This is a genomic window from Pseudomonas sp. NyZ201, assembly GCF_049860765.1.
Lineage (GTDB): Bacteria > Pseudomonadota > Gammaproteobacteria > Pseudomonadales > Pseudomonadaceae > Aquipseudomonas > Aquipseudomonas bharatica.
Map to the genome: position 1 here is coordinate 5722114 of NZ_CP187557.1, position 17649 is coordinate 5739762.

A 17649-nucleotide genomic window follows, 5' to 3' on the forward strand; every position below is an offset into this window, starting at 1 on the left:
GCCAGGTCAGATGTCGTAGTCCATGATCCGCGACACCGCCCGCTCACCCAGGCGCTGCTCCACCAGGTCCCGTGCCTTGGCGTAGATCTGGGTGTTGAACGACAGGGCCGCCGTGCTGCGGTAGGTTGCCGAGGTGTTGCTGTCCCAGTCGAACAGCACGGTATCGAGGTCTTCCTTGCGCACGGTGCGCTGGATCGCACCCAGGGCCATGACTACCTCGCCATCCTTGGTCTCGATGCACGAGGCCACACCGACCATCACGTTGGATTGACGGTACAGGCTGCGCTTGAACAGGGTCAGCGCCTCTTCGTTCTTGTTCAGGCCGCCGATGGCCTTCTCCGCGAAGGCACCCAGCGCCTGGACCAGCGGACCGCCGCTCAGCAGGCTGGAAGCAGCCACCTGCACGGCCTGGACCGCCACGTTGGCAAGTTTCAAGGACTGGGCGGTATCGCTGGCCTTTTCATGGGTGCGCCGGGCTACGGCCCAGCCGCAGTCGGTCATGGCTTCGAGGAAATAATCGAACCAGGCTTCGCTCAGGGTGAGCTGGTTGTGTCGTTTATTGGCGACCAGGGAGGCGAACAGGTAACTGTTCTTCACGTCCTGGCGGTTCTGCGCAGTCATGCCGGCGCCGAAGGCCAGCAGCGAACTCTCCACCACGGCGGCGGAGCTGAGATCGAGGGGTTGGTTGGTGTCTTGGGTCATTGCAAAGTCCTTCTTGGCTGTGCCCTCTAGGTGGAGGGAAGGCCAAGGTACGTTGCAACGGGCGGGGGGTCAGGAACGAAGTTTTTCCCCTAAAGGCCTGGTCGCCGGGTCAATGAGCCAGCTCGTGCGACAGCTCGGGGTGCCTGACGATAAGACGCATCAAGCAAAGCACTCCACCTGGCGGAACATGGCGCCCTTGCTCCCAGTCACGGAGCGTCGCTACCGGCGTAGCGATGCGCTTGGCGAACATAGCCTGCGTCAAGCCAGAACGCTCTCGCGCCTGACGCACCAGCATCTGTTCAGGAGTCGTGACTCGCCCTGCTCCGGCCTTGGCTTCCTGAAGGGCTTGGCGAAGGTCTGGAATGAGCTCGCCAGCATCGGCCTCGATGGCCTTGGCAACCGCCTCGATATCAATGTCACGCATATCACACCACCTTGCCGATTTCAGCGGGGATCTGCTCCGGGAACGACATCACCAGCTAATGGATTCAGTGCTATCCAGTCGATGAATGCCACCCGCTCATCGTCAGACCACAGCTTGGCGGCATTTTTCTGAAACGTGGGTGTTTCTATGACTGTTCGCATCGCTGGAGAGTACGGGAGTCCCGTACTTTGCGGGAGTATGGCTGGCCCGGTCGTTCGCTTCAAGATGCGTCTGACCGGCACTCTTAATTGTCCACCGTAAGCAGACAGTCATACCGTTTCCACGTGATTTATCCCTTTTCGAGAAACCCCTAATCTGGCCACACCTAGCGGCAACCACCCAAAACACACTTCTCGAACAAAAGGATTTCCACCATGGCCAACGCCACCTACAACCGCCTGAACAAAGACGACGCCGTAGTCCTGCTGGTCGATCACCAGACCGGCCTGATTTCCCTGGTGCAGGACTTCTCGCCGAACGAGTTCAAGAACAACGTGCTGGCGCTGGCCGACCTGGCGAAATTCTTCGAGCTGCCGACCATCCTCACCACCAGTTTCGAGCAGGGCCCGAACGGTCCGCTGGTGCCAGAGCTGAAAGAAATGTTCCCGGACGCCCCGTACATCCCGCGCCCAGGCCAGATCAACGCCTGGGACAACGAAGACTTCGTCAAGGCGATCAAGGCCACCGGCCGCAAGCAGCTGATCATCGCCGGCGTGGTAACCGATGTGTGCGTGGCTTTCCCGACCCTGTCGGCGCTGGCCGAAGGCTTCGACGTGTTCGTGGTGACCGACGCTTCCGGCACCTTCAACACCACCGTGCAGCAGGCCGCGTGGAACCGCATGACCCAGGCCGGCGCGCAGATGATGAACTGGTTCTCGGTGGCCTGTGAGCTGCACCGCGACTGGCGCAACGATATCGAAGGGCTGGGCAACCTGCTGTCGCAGCGGATTCCCAACTATCGCAACCTGATGAACAGCTACGCGGCATTGACTGCCAAGTAATAGTTAAATGAAAGAAGCCCGCTCGGTAAGAGCGGGCTTCTTCGTTTTTAGAGCAATTACGGTCAAGGAGCTGTTCTCGATTCCAGATCCATATCGGCAGGCCACTCGACCTTCGGGGCCAGCCGCATGGCGATGTTGCACCACAGCACATCGTTGTGATCCCAAGGCGGGCCGGGGGGCGGCAGCGCCTCGGGACCTTGTTGCATGTAGGTGCAGACGTAGGCCCAGGCATGGGCGTCGGCGCCCATGGCGGTAAGGGGAAAACGGTCGATGACTTCGTTGGTGCCGGGCTTGACGATGGAAAGCTCGACGCCCCATTGGAAGATGATGCCGCCTTGGGCGGTGGCATGACGCCTGCTCCAGCGCTCGGCGCGGACTTGGGACCAATCGTAGGCTACTGGGGTTACTTGCCAGCGTTCGAAGGGATTCCACCAGCGGTATTTGAAGTTGTAGGCGTAGAGGCGTTGGCGGGGGCGGTTGAAGCGAAGAGGCAAGTCACGGGGTGGAGCGACATCAGACTTCCAGAAATACAAGGTTGACCAAGTACCGATGAACAATATTGATACAAACATTACCCATATCTCGGTGCTACGCGCCCGATCAATTGTCAGAAATGGCCACGTGAAAAAGATAAGGGCAACAATGGTGACCGGCACGAACCAGATCACCACTCCCCTAACAAGAGCCGCCGAGCGTGGCAACTCCAGAAAAACCTCATCTTGATGATTCGGGGTATCAAGCCCTAGCGCCGGGGCCAAGACCGGTACGTCGTGAGGGCCGGGCAGATCCTCCTGCCACCCAGGGCATGGAGGGATGAGTCTGGGCTCTGTCATACGAAGCTCCATCCCCGCCATTTGCTGATCTTGTCTTCCTTTACAATCAGTCGAGCAACACCTGCTTCATCACTCTTGTCGGGCCAGTAAGACACCTCAAGCTCAAGAGCATGGATACTGAGAGATCCGAAAAAGCTGATGGAGCCTTTGATTTCTAAGGTTTCCGCTTCCGCATCGTATCGAATGACCGGCGCCGAAGTCTCTGGGTGATAGTCAGGATTCTTCGAAGCCGGAGCCGGCAAGGGCTCACTCACTCCTCCTTCTCGGCCGCGTGCGATGATCTCCCCCGAGTGGGCTCCAATTCGAAACACCTGTAACGTCCACTCATAATTCGACGCATTAGCTTTGTAGCCAGGCAGAACAACCTTGTAATCCAGGAAGATGCCTGCAGAAACCGCATCTCCGACAGGAACTCCGCCAGTCTGCTCTGCATTGATGTTAATCGCCGCATCTGCGGTCATACCCAACAAGGCCGCATTAAGTGCGGCGGTCGCTATGTCCATATCCTCTGGTTTCGCCCAGCGACGTTGTGCCTCTGGAAGCCCCCAGAGGGAACATCGAGCCCACAGTTCTACAGGGTCTGACTCCAATTTTTTCGCCAAGACGGCCAACCCATAAGCAACAAGACCTAACAGCACGGCGAACCCAAGCGGCGCTAACGCCAGTGAAGCCGGAGCCAGGGATCCTCCAATCCCAAGTACGGCTGAAAGTCCTGCTGAAACGGCGGCGCCGCTATAAACCTCACTTGCCTCTTGATCACCAACCTTCCCTGCCCGCCCAGCCGCCAACGCATACTGCACCCCCTCCACCGCACTCGCCATCGCCACCAACGCCCCGCCGTACTGCACGATCCGCGCGCCCATCGCGAGCTGTTCCACCGCCCCTGTCACGCCAATCACCCGGGTGGTCAGGTCAGGCCGCAGGATATGAACCGTTGCCCCGACAACCTCCACCCCGGCCCCCATCACTCCGACCGACGCCGACATCACCGCCGCCGCGGCCTCGGCATCCCCATCGCCCACCGACTTGAGCAGGCCTTCGTAACTTCTGAGCAGGGCATCCTGCTGGAACCACAGGCTGCCCAGGGCCAGGGCCAGATTCATCTTGCCGTTGCCGGTGGCTTTCGCAGCGTTGCGCAGGCTGAGCATCGAATCCCGCGCCAGCAGGCGGGCGACCTCGGCATTGACGGTCAGGTTGCGCGCCAGGTCATCCATCGTTCCCGTGAGCGCGGTGGTGCCAATGCTGACGTGGCGCAGGGCGTCGCCGATGCCATCACCCAGGCCGACCCGCAACGTATCCAGCCGCGATTGCAGCGACTCTGCGCTCTCCAGCGTCCAGACCTTGATATCGATCAGCCTGGAATGGCTGCTCGCCAGCGCTGGCGTGAACTGCCCTTTCAGCAGCATCGCCCGCACCTTGCGCTCGGCCGGCTTGCGGAATTGCCGGTCGAGCTGCGCGATGACACGCTCGGTCCCTTCGTACAACACCTCATTGAGCAAGGTGAGGTATTCGCCCACCTTGAGCGAAATGGTCAATTGCGTGACCTGCACACCGTTGAAACGCAGCAAGGCCTCCCGATGCAAGTGCCCCACCAGTGCCCTGGCCTCCTTCGACAGTTGCTTGCCGAGGGCATAGCTGGCCGTGGCACCGGCCGCGAGCAAGTCGCCGATGGCGTTCTGCACGGGCTCGACCATGAGCTGCCTGCCCTGCGGGGTGTCGATGTAGGTCTTGATGCTGTGGTAGATGCGGGTCCGCTCGTCCTTGAGCAAATCATCGGTCAGTTGCTCGAGCAGCACCGTGTCCTTGGCAAGCAGCGCCTGGTAGTAAAGGCTGTCGCGGTTCTCCAGCTGATTCTTCCACAGGCCCTGGGTGGGGCCGATCCTGCCATCTTCGACCAGATCGGTCGGGCCGCCGACCTGGCACGTGGCCAACATGCGGGTAAAGGCCTTGACCGATTCCTGGGTGGAAATGCTGTAGTCGTTGACCGCAGCCAGTTGGAAGGCGGCGCCATCGTGATGCTCGGCATAGGGCCGGCCGACGTCGTCGATGATTCGTTGCCAGTCCGCCAGGGTCTTTTGGTAGTGGTCCTGGAAATGCTTGCGGGCCGGTTCGTCGTAGCGGTCCCCGAGCCGCTCGCCTGCATCGGTCTGCGCCTCGGCGATCCGGTGTTGCTTTTCCTGCTCGAGATCGAGGGTCGGCAAGGGTGACCTGTAGGACTGGGGCGAGGCGTTGTAGTGGTTACGTGCCTCGACGGCTGCTGTTGCCTCCTCGATGGCCCGCTCTTTAGCCCTTTCAAGCTGTACGTCACGGATCCCGAGCAACGCCTGGGAGGTGAAGAACTCCAGGTTGCGCTGCGGCTCGGCGCGCCACTCCTGCATGGCCTGGCAGCGGGCCAGGCGCTGGGCATTGAGCTCCTGCACCATGCCGACAGGATCGGGCAGGACCAGGGCCAGCACGCCGTTGGGCAGTTTCTCCCGCTGGATCAGCGTACGGATATAGCCCCTGAAGGCCCGCAGCCGTTGGTTGCGTCCGTAAAAGCCGTGCACGCTGCGAAAGTCCCCGGCTATCGACTGGGCGTATTCGAGGATCTTCTCGGTCTGCAGGTTGAGCTCGGTCATGGCGAAACCAACGCTGGCAGGGTCATCCCGTGCGGTCTTGAGGTCGAGCTTGTAGAAGCGCTCGCCGAACTTCCTGCCGCCGGCCGCACCATCGCGCAAGTAGGCATCCAGCACCGTCTCGGGCCAGGGATCGTTGGCGATGGCGAGCCAGGCGGTGGAAAACTTGTCGGTGTCGATATTGATGAAGGCGGCGGGCATATCGTGGTCGGCCCGGATGCAGCGCAACGGAATCGGGGCTGGCTCCTCCCGGGGGATCTCGTACGGAGGGAATTGACGCAGCATGCCCTCCGGGGTGATCTGGTAGGCCTGCCACTCCCGTCGGTCGAGCAGCACATAGAGAAAACCGCGACGCAGGGTACGAGGCTGGCCGATATGCATGCGTACGGCCTTGACCTCGGAACCGCGGGTCAGCGGCAGTGCCTGGGTATGCCAAGGTTCCGGAGCATAGGCCGCACGCAGGGGCAGGATTGGCAGGCCCTGCCGCTCGCAGAGGCGGCAGCCCCCGCTGGACAAGGGATCGGCTTCCCGGGTCGATGCATCGAGATCGAGGCCGAAATTGAATTGAAGATCGAAACTCATGTGTAGTCCTCCGCACGGGGCAGGTCGTAGACGATGCGCCGCCAGGTGGCCTCGCTGTAGCTTGCAAAATGACTTTGCAGGCCCAGGGTCCCGGCTCGCGCCTGGGCGATGTCGCGCTGGATGTCCGGGTGCCCGGGCAGATTCGGGTGGAAGAACACCCGGTGCAGGCTGAGGGAGATGAGATCGCTGCTGGCTTCAAGGCCAAGCCGGCGGGCGTCGCGGATCAGGCGAAAGCCATGAATGGCAGCCTGGGGTGGCAGAAGGGTGGGGCCTTTCCAGAGCCAGGGGGCAAAGCGTGGAGGCTTGCGCAGGGCATGACGCCAGACGGCGAGGAACCTGTTGACCACCGGAGCCAGTTGCTGGCTTTGCCTGGCCGTTGGCGAGAGCTCCGGTTCGCCGTAACAGGCTCTCCCGGCGAGTGGGGTAAAACCACCCCAACTGAGCGGGAGCAGCCAGAATCCCACCGGGCTCAGCAGCTCACCGGCCCGGGTGTTCATGGCCGCAAACAGCAGTTCCAGTCTCAGCGGTTCGAACCAGGATGAGGGGTCTTGATCGTCGCCAGCGGTAGTGTCGCAGCGGGTCGCGATATGGTTCGCGATGACGTCAAGAGGCCGGGGGCTGAGCAGCCAGCCACAGATATAACGCTTGCGGTAAACGAGATCCCACTCGGCATAGTCGGCACTGAGTTCGAGATAGCGTCGTGCCGCCGCCTCACCGGGTTTCGCCAGTTGGACAAGCGCGGGACAGTACTCCGGGCTATGGACCAGGTCGGGACGCAGGACCCGCGTGACAGCGTCGGCACCCAGCGACTCGATCAGGGACGGGACGCTGAGCGGATGATCCAGTGCGCATTCAGCCTGTCCGTCCACCAGCAGGTAAAGGTAGTCGTCCTGGGTACGGTACTGCTCGGCAAAATTGGCGACGAGTTCGATGCCGCTGGCCATGCGGACCTCCTGAGGAAGAAATTCCGTTGGGATCCTGAATGCTGGTCAGCAGTGACGGATATAGGAAAAGTCCCAGGGCAAGGTGTGAAACTGCTGAGCATTTGCTGGTGGGCTTTCCCGCAGAAGCTACGCCTCGAATTGTCTACCTGAGCGAGACAGTCATGCCGTTTTCAACTGATTTATCCCTTTTCGAGAAACCCCTAATCTGGCCACACCTAGCGGCAACAACCCAAACCAAACTTCTCGAACAAAAGGATTTCCACCATGACCAACGCCACCTACAACCGCCTGAACAAAGACGACGCCGTAGTCCTGCTGGTTGACCACCAGACCGGCCTGATTTCCCTGGTGCAGGACTTCTCGCCGAACGAGTTCAAGAACAACGTGCTGGCGCTGGCCGACCTGGCGAAATTCTTCGAGCTGCCGACCATCCTCACCACCAGTTTCGAACAGGGCCCGAATGGCCCGCTGGTGCCAGAGCTGAAAGAGATGTTCCCGGACGCCCCGTACATCCCGCGCCCAGGCCAGATCAACGCCTGGGACAACGAAGACTTCGTCAAGGCGATCAAGGCCACCGGCCGCAAGCAGCTGATCATCGCCGGCGTGGTAACCGATGTGTGCGTGGCCTTCCCGACCCTGTCGGCGCTGGCCGAAGGCTTCGACGTGTTCGTGGTGACCGACGCTTCCGGCACCTTCAACACCACCGTGCAGCAGGCGGCGTGGAACCGCATGACCCAGGCCGGCGCACAGATGATGAACTGGTTCTCGGTGGCCTGTGAGCTGCACCGCGACTGGCGCAACGACATCGAAGGGCTGGGCAACCTGCTGTCGCAGCGGATTCCCAACTACCGCAACCTGATGAACAGCTACGCGGCGTTTACTGCCAAGTAACCAGCAAAACAGATCCACTCGGATCTTGTGGGAGCGGGTTCACCCGCGATTGCAGTAGTGAATCCACCATCGCAATCGCGGGTAAACCCGCTCCCTCAGGGTCCGTGTGATGCTATCGGTACCACCGCGGCGTATACACCCACTCGCCACCGTCAGCCCGGGCAAAAGTCCGGGTCGTCGAAGACCCCACCAGCACCATCGTGCGCATGTCCACCATCTCCGGCTCCAGCTCGCCCAGGGTCAGCACCTTCAGCGACTGCCCCGGCCGGGCGATATCGCGGCCGAGCACCACCGGCGTGGCGGGGTCGCGATGACGACGGACGATATCCAGCGCCTGCCCCAACTGCCACGGACGGGAACGGGAGATCGGGTTGTAGAAGGCCATCGCGAGGTCGGCCTGGGCGGCAAGGTCGAGGCGTTTCTCGATGATCGACCACGGCTTGAGGTTGTCCGACAGCGAGATCACGCAGAAGTCATGCCCCAGCGGCGCTCCGGCCTGGGCTGCGGTCGCCAGCGATGCCGAGATCCCCGGCAGCATTTCCAGCTCAACTCGGTGCCAGGCCGGATCGTCCGACGCTTCCAGCGCTTCCAGCACCGCCGCGGCCATGGCGAACACGCCCGGGTCGCCGGACGACACCACGATCACCGACCGCCCTTGCGCCGCCAGTTCGAAGGCGTGGCGGGCACGCAGCAGTTCTTCGCGGTTGTCGGTGCAGTGCAGCACCTGGTCCTCACGAAACGGCCCGGCCATGCGCACGTAGGTTTCATAGCCCAGCACATGGTTGGCCCGGGCCAGTTCGGCCTTGACCGCCGGCGCCATCAGTTCGGCAGCGCCAGGGCCGAGGCCGATCACCGCCACCCGGCCACGGGCGCGGCCGATATTTGCCGGGTCGATGGGCTCGGCCGCCACGGCAAGCGCCAGGCCGTCACCGATCACCTGCGGCGCGAGCAATTGCGGCAGGGCCCGGGCGGCCAGGTCGCTGGCCGACGCCCCGGCAGCGAAACGCAACGGCACGCCCAGTTCGGCAGCCGCAGCGTGCAACGCCGCGTCGGCCATCTCCTCCTCGTTGGCCAGCAGGCAAGCCAACGACGCTTCGGCGATCTTCGCCTGGTGCAAGGCAGCCCGCACCGCAGCCGCCAGTTCCGGCACCACCGCCGATACTGCGACCAGCACGCAGCGCGGGTGGATCAGCAGTTCATTGGCCGCTGCCTCACGCTCGCCACACCCCACATGGATGGTCAACTGCGCCGCGTCGCTCTGCGGCAGACGGGCCTCGTCCAGCCAAGGTGCGGCGCCTTCGATACGCACGCTTTCCCCGGCCAGCAGGTCGGAGACAAAGCGCTTGCCCAGCTCCAGGTCCGCCAGCGCATAACCGCTCGGTGGATTGAGCAGGCAAGTGCCGAAACGCAGCTCGCCGCTGGTGGTGATCGCCGCGGCGACGCCCAGCCCGGCCGCGATCTCCCGCGCCATCACGTTCACTCCGCCCAGCCCGCCGAGCAGCGGCACCACCGCGCTGCCATCCTCGGCCACGGCCAGCACCGGCGGCTCGGCGCCCTTCTCCAGCAATACGCTGGCGAGGCTGCGGATGACGATGCCAGCAGCGCACAAGGCAATGATCGGCGTGTCCTGTTGGTAGAGCTGGCGCAGGGTCGTGCCGAACTCCTGGTAGCTACGGTCGACTTCCTCGACCCGGCCGGCCAGGCCATGGATCAGGGCGTCGGGATAGAAGCGCTGGATCTTCCGGGCGGTGTCCAGGCTGCCCTTGCCGAGCACGACTATGGCGGGTGCGCGTCGGGTCATCAGCCTTGCCACCTTTCACCGGGAACGATGATCAGCGAGAAGTAAGGCGAAGACTGCGGATCGACTTCATCCAGCGCGACGATCTTCTGGTTGGCCATGGTCGCCCGCTCGACGTACAGCGCGCGCCGGTCCAGCCCCAGCTCGGCAAGCACCGCACGGACCTTGGGGAAATTGCGTCCCAGCTTCATGATCACCGCCGCATCGGCATCGGCCAGGCGCCGCTTGAGTTCGTCGTGCGGCAGCACGCCGGAAAGCACCGACAGGCTCTGGTTGCGATACACCAGCGGCGCGCCGAGCACCGAGGCGCCACCGAGCATCGAGCACACGCCCGGGATCACCTCGGCCTGGTAGCGCTCGGCGAGCCGGTCGTGCAGGTACATGTAGGAGCCGTAGAAGAACGGATCGCCCTCGCAGATCACTGCCACGTCGCGCCCGGCATCCAGGTGCGCGGCCACGGTCACGCTGGCTTCGTCGTAGAAATCGCTGATTACCTGCTCGTAGGACAGCGGCGCCGGCAGGGCTTCGGTCGTCACCGGGTAGACCAGCGGCAGCAGGGTCTGCTGGCTTTGCAGGTGCTGCTCGATGATGCCGAAGGCATTGCCGCGCTTGCCCTTGGCGACGAAGTACGCCACCACCGGCGACTCGCGCAGCAAACGCAAGGCCTTGAGGGTGATGAGTTCGGGATCGCCGGGGCCGACGCCCAGGCCGAGCAAACGTCCGCGGGCCTGCATCATTCCACCTCCGTGGCGAGGGCGTTGACTGCGGCGGCGGCCATGGCGCTGCCCCCCAGACGGCCTTCGACGATCACGAACGGCACGCCGCGGCTGTCCGCCGCAAGCATCGCCTTGGACTCGGCGGCGCCGACGAAGCCCACCGGGAAGCCAAGGATGAGCGCTGGTTTCGGCGCGCCGGCATCGATCATTTCCAGCAGGTAGAACAATGCTGTCGGGGCGTTGCCGATCACCACCACGCTGCCTTCCAGGTGTGGCCGCCACAGTTCGAGGGCCACGGCGGAACGGGTGTTGCCCAGCTCCCGGGCGAGGTCCGGCACGCTTTCGTCGCGCAGGGTGCAGATCACTTCGTTGTTGGCCGGCAGGCGCGCGCGGGTGATGCCTTCGGCGACCATCCGCGCGTCGCAAAGAATCGGTGCGCCCTTGGCCAGGGCTTCGCGTCCGGCCTTGCCGGCGCCTTCGGAGAAACGCAGCGCGTCCACCACCTCGACCATGCCGCAGGCATGGATCACCCGCACCGCGAGCTTTTCCAGGTCGGCCGGAATCCGCTCCAGGCGGGCCTCCTGGCGAATGATGGCGAAGGAGTTGCGATAGATCTCCTGGCCGTCGCGGATGTAATCAATCATCGAGGGTTGCTCCGTGGCGGGCGTCCAGGGTGGCGCCCGCTTCTTCCAATGTCAGGTTGCGCCCGGCAAGGGTGCCGGGGCCCGGCTGGGCCGGGTCGTGAAAATACAGGTCGTAGCGCCCGGGACCGACCGCCAGCAAGGTGCTCGGCGCAGTGTGGGCCATGGCGCAGGAACGTTTGCAGCCGCTCAGGTGGACGCCACCCACCGGGCCGAGCCGATGCAGCGCCAGGGCAAGCTGCACGGCATCCGCCTTGGTATCGGCCAGGCCCTTGGCGCAGCCGGCCGAGCCGGTGCAGGCGACCACCCCGGCCATCGGCGCGGCGGGATCGATGATCAGCCCGAGGCAAGCCAGGCCTGCCAGCACCCGCTCGGCCTGCGCCGCTGCCACATTGGGCAGCAGCACGCTTTGCCAGGGCGTCATGCGCAGGCTGCCATCGCCCAACTCGCGGGCCAGCGCGGCGATCCCACGCAGTTGTGCGGCGTCCAGGCGTCCGAGTGGCGCCAGGGCACCGACGGCAACACGCCCGGGCTGTCGCTGCGGATAAATTCCCAGGTGCAGGGCACGGTCAAGCCCTTGGCGGCGCCAGCTGGTCACGGCGCTATCGCGGCGCAGGTCCAGCGCCAGGCCATCGAGGAATGGCTCCGTGCCCAGGCTCGAAAGCAGCTGGCGCATTCGCGACTGCCCGGCGTCGGCCAGGTCGAGAAAACGCTCCAGCACCGCCCGCACCAGCGCAAGGCCATCGTCCAGGGGCACCGCCGCCAGCGGTGCGTCATGCCCGGGACAGCCAGCGAGGCCGAAGGCCAGCCACAGCTGGTCGTCCAGGAGCAGCGGCGATAGCCAGAGGTCGTGGGGATGCCAGAGCATCGCCAGGTTCTCGCCGCCGTCGAGCTGCACGGCGAACTTGGCCGACAGCTCATGGAAGCGCGGCGTGGTCTGCAGCAGATCGAGGATCCGCGCCCCCAGCGGCCGGGTGTCCAGCAGCATCGCCGGGTCCAGGCCGGCGGCGGGGCTGAGCATCAGGTTGCGCACATCGTCGCCGGCCGCGTCCCGCGGGCCGAGGCCGGCGTCCAGCAAGCGGGCGACCAGGCCCTGATGATCATCACCTACGCCGCGAATCTGCAGGTTGCTGCGGTTGGTCACCTCGATCACCCCACCAGCGAAGCGCTCGGCAGCCGCAGCGACGGCCTCGGCCTGGTCGGCCTCGAGGTGCCCGGCATCGAGCTTGATCCGCGAGATGCCGCCATCGAGCGCCTGGACGATGCGCCACAACCCCGGACAGGCCGAGGGGCGAAGGGCTGGGGTTGGGCTGGATGGGTTCAAGGGGTGGTCCGTCAATCGTGGAAAAGGCGCCGGGTGCCGGAAGGCGCGGTATTATGCCTGCTTTGCCCGGCGGCGGGCCAAGCCTGCCGGTCGGATTGCCCCGCAAACGAGGATCGGCATGGCGCCCTGGTTAACCGTAGTAGGAATTGGCGAAGACGGCTTCGGCGGCCTCGGCAAGCAGGCCCGGCGGGCGCTGCTGGGCGCCGTGAAGGTGTTCGGCAGTGCGCGCCAGCTGGAACTGCTGCCGCACTGCCTGAAAGCCGAGCGCCTGCCGTGGCCCAGCCCGTTTTCCCTGGCGCCGGTCCTGGCCCTGCGCGGCGAGCCGGTGTGCGTACTGGCCAGTGGCGACCCGATGTTCTACGGTGTCGGCGCCAGTCTGGCGCGGCAGGTGCCGGCCGAAGAGCTGGACGTGATCAGCGCGCCCTCCTCCTGTTCCATCGCCGCCGCCCGGCTTGGCTGGCCGTTGCAGGAGGTGGTGATCGTCTCGGTGGTGGCCCGTCCTCTCGCCCGGCTCGCCGCCCATCTCTACAGCGGCCAGCGCCTGCTGGTGCTGTGCAACGATGGCAGCAGCCCCGCCGCCATTGCCGCCTTGCTGCGCGAACGGGGTTTCGGCCCGAGCCGCCTGACGGTGCTGGAACACCTGGGCGGCCCCGCCGAACGCCAGTTGCATGGCAGTGCCAACGACTGGAACCACGGGCCGGCCGCAGACCTCAACCTCCTTGCCATCGAATGCCTGGCCGATGCCAGCGCGCCTCGCCTGTCGCCACTGGCCGGGCTGCCGGACAGCGCCTTCCGCCATGATGGCCAGATTACCAAGCGCGATGTCCGTGCCATCACCCTGGCCCGCCTCGCCCCGCGTCCGGGCGAACTGCTCTGGGATGTCGGTGCCGGCAGCGGCTCCATCGGCATCGAGTGGATGCGCGCCCATCCAGCGTGCCGGGCATTGGCCGTCGAAGCCGACGAGGGCCGCCAGCAACTGATCGAACTCAACCGCGACGCCCTCGGCGTTCCTGGCCTGCAACTGGTCCGCGGCCGCGCGCCGCAGGCGCTGCAGGGGCTGGAACAGCCGGACGCGATCTTCATCGGCGGCGGCGTCACCCTTCCCGGCGTGCTGGAACATTGCTGGGAGCAACTGCGCCCGGGCGGTCGCCTGGTGGCCAACGCCGTGACCCTGCAAAGCGAGGTACGCCTGATGGACTGGCGCGAGCGCCACGGCGGCGAGCTGACCCGCATCCACGTAGCCCAGGCCCAGCCCCTCGGCGCCTTCGATACCTGGCGCCAGGCCCTGCCGATCACCCTGCTCGAAGCCATCAAGGATGCGTGAAGAAAGCGCCGAACAACCGGCACCGCTGCGCAGCGGCCTGACCACCGGCAGCTGCGCAACCGCCACCAGCCTTGCCGCCGCGCGCCTGCTGCTGACCGGACAGGCCCACGATGCCGTGCAGATCACCTTGCCCAAGGGCAAGCAGGTGCAGATGCGCCTGGAGTTCTGCCGCCTGCATGACGATGGCGCCGAAGCGGGAACCTTGAAGGATGCCGGCGACGACCCGGACGTTACCCACGGCGCCCTGCTCTACAGCCGCGTGCGCCTGCTCGACCAGCCTGGCGTGCGCTTCGTCGCCGGCAAGGGCGTCGGCACCGTGACCCGCCCCGGCCTGGTGCTGGCGGTGGGTGAGCCGGCGATCAATCCAGTGCCGCGCAGCATGATGAGCAAGCATCTGCAGCAGCTTGCCGATGAATGTGGCTACGCCGGTGGATTCGAGGTGACGGTGAACGTGCAGGACGGCGAAAGCCTGGCCCTGAAGACCATGAACCCGCGCCTGGGCATTCTCGGCGGGCTATCGATCCTCGGCACCAGCGGCATCGTCCGGCCCTTCTCCTGCTCGGCCTATATCGCCTCGATCCACCAGGGCATCGATGTGGCCAAGACCAACGGCTACGAACACATCGCCGCCTGCACCGGCAACGCCAGCGAAGACACCATGCGCCGGGTCTACAACCTGCCGGAAATCGCCCTGATCGAGATGGGCGACTTCGTCGGTGCGGTGCTCAAGCACCTGCGCAAGGTACCGGTGGCGCGACTCAGCCTGTGCGGCGGCTTCGGCAAGATCAGCAAGCTGGCCGCCGGGCACATGGACCTGCACAGCCGGCATTCCAGCATCGACCTGCCGCAACTGGCCGGATGGGCCGCTGCGGTGGGCGCCGATGACCACCTGCAGGCCGCCATCATCCAGGCCAACACCAGCCAGCAGGCCCTGGCCCTGGCCCATGCCGCCGGAATAGCACTGGGCGATGCGGTCTGCGCCCATGCCCTGGCCTTCGCCCGCAGCGTGGTGCCGGCGCAGGTGCAGGTGGAAGTCTTCGCCATCGACCGCCAGGGCGGCATCGTCGGCAAGGCGGGCGTGCAATGAGCCGGCGCTTGCTGTTGCTGGGCGGGGTGGCCGAGGCGCTGCGGATCGCCCGTCGCCTGGGGCCCCGGCATGTCTACAGCCTCGCCGGGGTCGGCCGGGTGCCGGACGATCTGGCCTGCCAGGTACGGGTGGGTGGTTTTGGTGGAGCCGAGGGATTGGCGGATTACCTGCGCAACGAGGGCATCGATCTGCTGGTCGACGCAACCCATCCCTACGCCGCGCAGATCAGCACCAATGCCGCGCGGGCGGCAACCCTCGCCGGGATTCCCTGCTGGGCCCTGCGCCGCCCGGCCTGGGAGGCGCAGCCGGGCGACGACTGGCGCGAAGTACATGACTGGGCCGGACTGATCGACGCCCTGCGCCCGTTCCAACGGCCGCTGTTCACCCTCGGTCGCGAGCCACTGCAACACCTGGACGAAATCCCGCCGGAGCAGTTCTGGACCCTGCGTGCCCTCGACGCCTGCCCTGGCAACGAACGCTGCGAGGTGATCGGCGCACGCGGGCCGTTCCACCTGGAGGACGAGCGTGCGCTTTTCGAGCGCCGGCGGATCGACGTGCTGATCAGCAAGAACAGCGGCAGCGGCGCTACCGAACCGAAGTTGCAGGTAGCCCGGGAACGCGGGGTCCCGGTGCTGATCCTGGCCCGCCCGGCACTGCCCGTGGTCGACCGGCACTTTTCCGATCCCGCCAGCCTGCTGGCGGCGCTCGGCACAGAACACTTGCTGTAATCGCCCGGCTATTGCCAATACCCGGGCAAGCGTTTCCAATGCGGCATCCCCTCACAACGCAAGGCTGCGGACTATGGAACTGCAATGGTGGATCTGGCTGGTACTGGGCTTCGGCCTGATCCTGCTGGAACTGGTGCTGCCTACCTTCTTCATCATCTGGTTCGGCATCGGCGCGGTGGCCGTCGGGGTGATCGCCGGCCTGGTGCCGGGGCTGTCGCTGGCCAGCGAACTGGTGATCTGGGTGGTGCTCTCGTCGCTGACCGTGGCCCTCTGGTTCAAGGTGTTCAAGCCGCGCCGGGCCGACAGGCGCTGGACCGCCGACGAAGTGCTCGGCGAAGTCGGCCTGCTGACCACAGCGGTATCCGAGTTCCACAAGGGCCGTGTGCGCTTCCAGAAACCGATCCTGGGCAACGAGGAGTGGACATGCGTCGCCAGCAGCGACATCGCTGCCGGCGAGCGGGTGCGCATCGTCGCCATCGAGGGCAATACCGTGCGGGTCGCCAGGGCCTGACAGGGTTCAAGGACATCATCAAGGAGCAAGAATCGACATGACCAGCCTGATCATCACCGCAACCATCGCCCTGTTCGTGCTCGTCACGGTGTTCAAGGGCGTGCGCATCGTGCCACAGGGCGAGGAATGGATCGTCGAGCGCCTGGGGCGCTACCACACCACCCTCAAGCCCGGCCTGAACATCCTCGTTCCGTACATGGACGTGGTCGCCTACCGCCTGCCGACCAAGGACATCATCCTCGACGTGCAGCAGCAGGAAATCATCACCCGCGACAACGCGGTGATCGTCGCCAACGCCCTGTGCTTCGCCAAGGTGGTCGATCCCCAGAAAGCCTCCTACGGCGTGGTGAACTACGCCTATGCCGTGACCAGCCTGACCATGACCTCGCTGCGGGCCATCGTCGGGGCCATGGACCTGGACGAAGCGCTGTCCAGCCGCGAGCAGATCAAGGCGCGGCTGCGCGAAGCGATGTCGGAGCAGACAGAAGACTGGGGCATCACCGTGCGCTCGGTGGAAATCCAGGACATCAAGCCGTCGCCAAGCATGCAGGCAGCGATGGAACGCCAGGCGGCCGCCGAACGTGAACGAAAGGCCGACGTGACCCGTGCCGAAGGTGCCAAGCAGGCGGCGATCCTCGAAGCCCAGGCCCGCCAGGAGTCGGCCAAGCTCGATGCCGCGGCCCAGGTCAACCTGGCGGAGGCTTCGGCCCAGGCCATCACCCTGGTGAAGAATGCCGTCGGCTCGGATGTGACCCCGGCCATGTACCTGCTGGGCGAGCGCTACATCAATGCCATGGAGAACCTGGCGGCAAGCGACAACGCCAAGATGGTGGTGCTGCCGGCGGATCTGCAGGAGGCTGTGCGAGGGATGCTCGGCCGGACCAAATCCTAAGACCGATTGCGGACCCTGTGGGAGCGGGTTCACCCGCGATTGCGTCGGTGACTCCACTACCGCAATCGCGGATGAACCCGCTCCCACAGGGTTATGTGTCAGCCATGCTTTTTGCACAAGACTGCGGCACTTCATCGCACCCCCGTTTTTTACTTCCCCCGGATCTTCTGGCTAAATAGCCATCATCCAAATCCAACCGGATCAACCCCATGCCCGCACACCGGCTTGCCCATGCCTGGATCGCCTGCTTCGCAGTGCTGTTCAATCTGCTGGCCATGCCGTTGTCCGCCTCCGCCGCCAAGGCACCCGCCGAGCAATTGTTGTGGGGCGCCTTCTGTTCCACCGGTGGCACCAAGCTGGTCGCCGTGTCCATCGGCCAGCTCGACCCCAGCCAGAGCAACGATGACCACGCCGCCATGCAGCATTGCTGGTGCTGCTCCGGCGCCGCCCCAGCCCTGGCCCTGCCCGGTACCCCCGCCCAACTGACGCTGCCCGAACATGCCGTGGCCAGCGCCCTCGACTCACGCCCTCCGGCCCAGCCAACGCCCCGCGAACGCTGGCCGTCGCTCAATCCCCGCGCCTCTCCTTCGGTCTGATTCACCTACGCTCTTTACGCGCACAATCTGAATCGACCGG

General features: G+C 65.0%; 17 protein-coding genes. 8 read left to right on the forward strand and 9 right to left on the reverse strand.

Going from position 1 to position 17649, the window contains the following annotated elements:
• Window positions 1-6 precede the first annotated feature (6 nt).
• Together ACPFMA_RS25745 and ACPFMA_RS25750 are read right to left on the reverse strand one after the other, a co-directional pair.
• Window positions 7-702 (reverse strand): hypothetical protein, encoded by a 696-nt coding sequence (locus ACPFMA_RS25745; protein WP_064301570.1) that lies wholly within the window; start codon window positions 700-702, stop codon window positions 7-9.
• Window positions 703-811: 109 nt separating this feature from the next.
• Entirely contained in the window at window positions 812-1126 is a 315-nt protein-coding gene (locus ACPFMA_RS25750) for a helix-turn-helix domain-containing protein (RefSeq protein ID WP_009398693.1), read from the reverse strand.
• Between the two features lie 374 nt (window positions 1127-1500).
• On the opposite strand from ACPFMA_RS25750, the gene ycaC (ACPFMA_RS25755) reads away from it, so the two are divergent.
• A complete protein-coding gene (gene ycaC, locus ACPFMA_RS25755) occupies window positions 1501-2127 on the forward strand; it encodes an isochorismate family cysteine hydrolase YcaC (RefSeq protein ID WP_425929072.1) in 627 nt (208 codons plus the stop codon).
• A gap of 62 nt (window positions 2128-2189) precedes the next feature.
• Here the strand turns inward: ycaC (ACPFMA_RS25755) and ACPFMA_RS25760 are convergent, their stop codons facing one another.
• From ACPFMA_RS25760 to ACPFMA_RS25770, 3 genes are read right to left on the reverse strand one after another with little or no spacing between them, the layout of a single operon-like run.
• Window positions 2190-2960, reverse strand: coding sequence for a DUF6708 domain-containing protein (locus ACPFMA_RS25760; protein WP_425929074.1), 771 nt, complete (start codon window positions 2958-2960; stop codon window positions 2190-2192).
• Window positions 2957-6157, reverse strand: a complete 3201-nt coding sequence (locus ACPFMA_RS25765) for a T6SS effector BTH_I2691 family protein (RefSeq protein ID WP_425929076.1) — start codon at window positions 6155-6157, stop codon at window positions 2957-2959. The genes ACPFMA_RS25760 and ACPFMA_RS25765 overlap by 4 nt, the downstream gene beginning before the upstream one ends.
• The gene (locus ACPFMA_RS25770; RefSeq protein ID WP_425929078.1) at window positions 6154-7101 is read right to left on the reverse strand and encodes a hypothetical protein; all 948 of its coding nucleotides are present in this window, start codon (window positions 7099-7101) and stop codon (window positions 6154-6156) included. The genes ACPFMA_RS25765 and ACPFMA_RS25770 overlap by 4 nt, the downstream gene beginning before the upstream one ends.
• A 264-nt stretch (window positions 7102-7365) precedes the next feature.
• On the opposite strand from ACPFMA_RS25770, the gene ycaC (ACPFMA_RS25775) reads away from it, so the two are divergent.
• Window positions 7366-7992, forward strand: coding sequence for an isochorismate family cysteine hydrolase YcaC (gene ycaC, locus ACPFMA_RS25775; RefSeq protein ID WP_425929080.1), 627 nt, complete (start codon window positions 7366-7368; stop codon window positions 7990-7992).
• Between the two features lie 112 nt (window positions 7993-8104).
• Here the strand turns inward: ycaC (ACPFMA_RS25775) and cobJ are convergent, their stop codons facing one another.
• From cobJ to cobG, 4 genes are read right to left on the reverse strand one after another with little or no spacing between them, the layout of a single operon-like run.
• Window positions 8105-9793 carry a precorrin-3B C(17)-methyltransferase gene (gene cobJ, locus ACPFMA_RS25780; protein ID WP_425929082.1) on the reverse strand — a complete coding sequence of 563 codons (1689 nt, stop codon included), beginning with the start codon at window positions 9791-9793 and terminating at the stop codon, window positions 8105-8107.
• On the reverse strand, window positions 9793-10524 hold the full coding sequence (locus tag ACPFMA_RS25785; RefSeq protein WP_064301567.1) for a precorrin-2 C(20)-methyltransferase: 732 nt from the start codon (window positions 10522-10524) through the stop codon (window positions 9793-9795). The genes cobJ and ACPFMA_RS25785 overlap by 1 nt, the downstream gene beginning before the upstream one ends.
• Window positions 10524-11150, reverse strand: a complete 627-nt coding sequence (locus ACPFMA_RS25790) for a precorrin-8X methylmutase (protein WP_425929084.1) — start codon at window positions 11148-11150, stop codon at window positions 10524-10526. Before ACPFMA_RS25790 ends, ACPFMA_RS25785 begins: the two co-directional genes overlap by 1 nt.
• Entirely contained in the window at window positions 11143-12486 is a 1344-nt protein-coding gene (cobG, locus tag ACPFMA_RS25795; RefSeq protein WP_425929086.1) for a precorrin-3B synthase, read from the reverse strand. The genes ACPFMA_RS25790 and cobG overlap by 8 nt, the downstream gene beginning before the upstream one ends.
• Before the next feature lie 103 nt (window positions 12487-12589).
• Here cobG and cbiE point away from each other — a divergent pair, with 103 nt between their 5' ends.
• From cbiE to ACPFMA_RS25825, 6 genes are all read left to right on the forward strand, one after another.
• A complete protein-coding gene (gene cbiE, locus ACPFMA_RS25800; RefSeq protein ID WP_425929088.1) occupies window positions 12590-13795 on the forward strand; it encodes a precorrin-6y C5,15-methyltransferase (decarboxylating) subunit CbiE in 1206 nt (401 codons plus the stop codon).
• Window positions 13788-14882, forward strand: a complete 1095-nt coding sequence (locus ACPFMA_RS25805; RefSeq protein WP_425929090.1) for a cobalt-precorrin-5B (C(1))-methyltransferase — start codon at window positions 13788-13790, stop codon at window positions 14880-14882. Before cbiE ends, ACPFMA_RS25805 begins: the two co-directional genes overlap by 8 nt.
• Complete coding sequence (locus ACPFMA_RS25810; protein WP_425929092.1) at window positions 14879-15610, forward strand: cobalt-precorrin-6A reductase; 732 nt, start codon at window positions 14879-14881, stop codon at window positions 15608-15610. The genes ACPFMA_RS25805 and ACPFMA_RS25810 overlap by 4 nt, the downstream gene beginning before the upstream one ends.
• Window positions 15611-15683: 73 nt before the next feature.
• Window positions 15684-16121 carry an NfeD family protein gene (locus ACPFMA_RS25815; RefSeq protein ID WP_064301562.1) on the forward strand — a complete coding sequence of 146 codons (438 nt, stop codon included), beginning with the start codon at window positions 15684-15686 and terminating at the stop codon, window positions 16119-16121.
• A gap of 37 nt (window positions 16122-16158) precedes the next feature.
• Window positions 16159-17013 (forward strand): SPFH domain-containing protein, encoded by an 855-nt coding sequence (locus ACPFMA_RS25820; protein ID WP_009394300.1) that lies wholly within the window; start codon window positions 16159-16161, stop codon window positions 17011-17013.
• 209 nt (window positions 17014-17222) lie between these two features.
• A complete protein-coding gene (locus tag ACPFMA_RS25825; RefSeq protein ID WP_425929094.1) occupies window positions 17223-17609 on the forward strand; it encodes a DUF2946 domain-containing protein in 387 nt (128 codons plus the stop codon).
• Window positions 17610-17649: the final 40 nt, after the last annotated feature.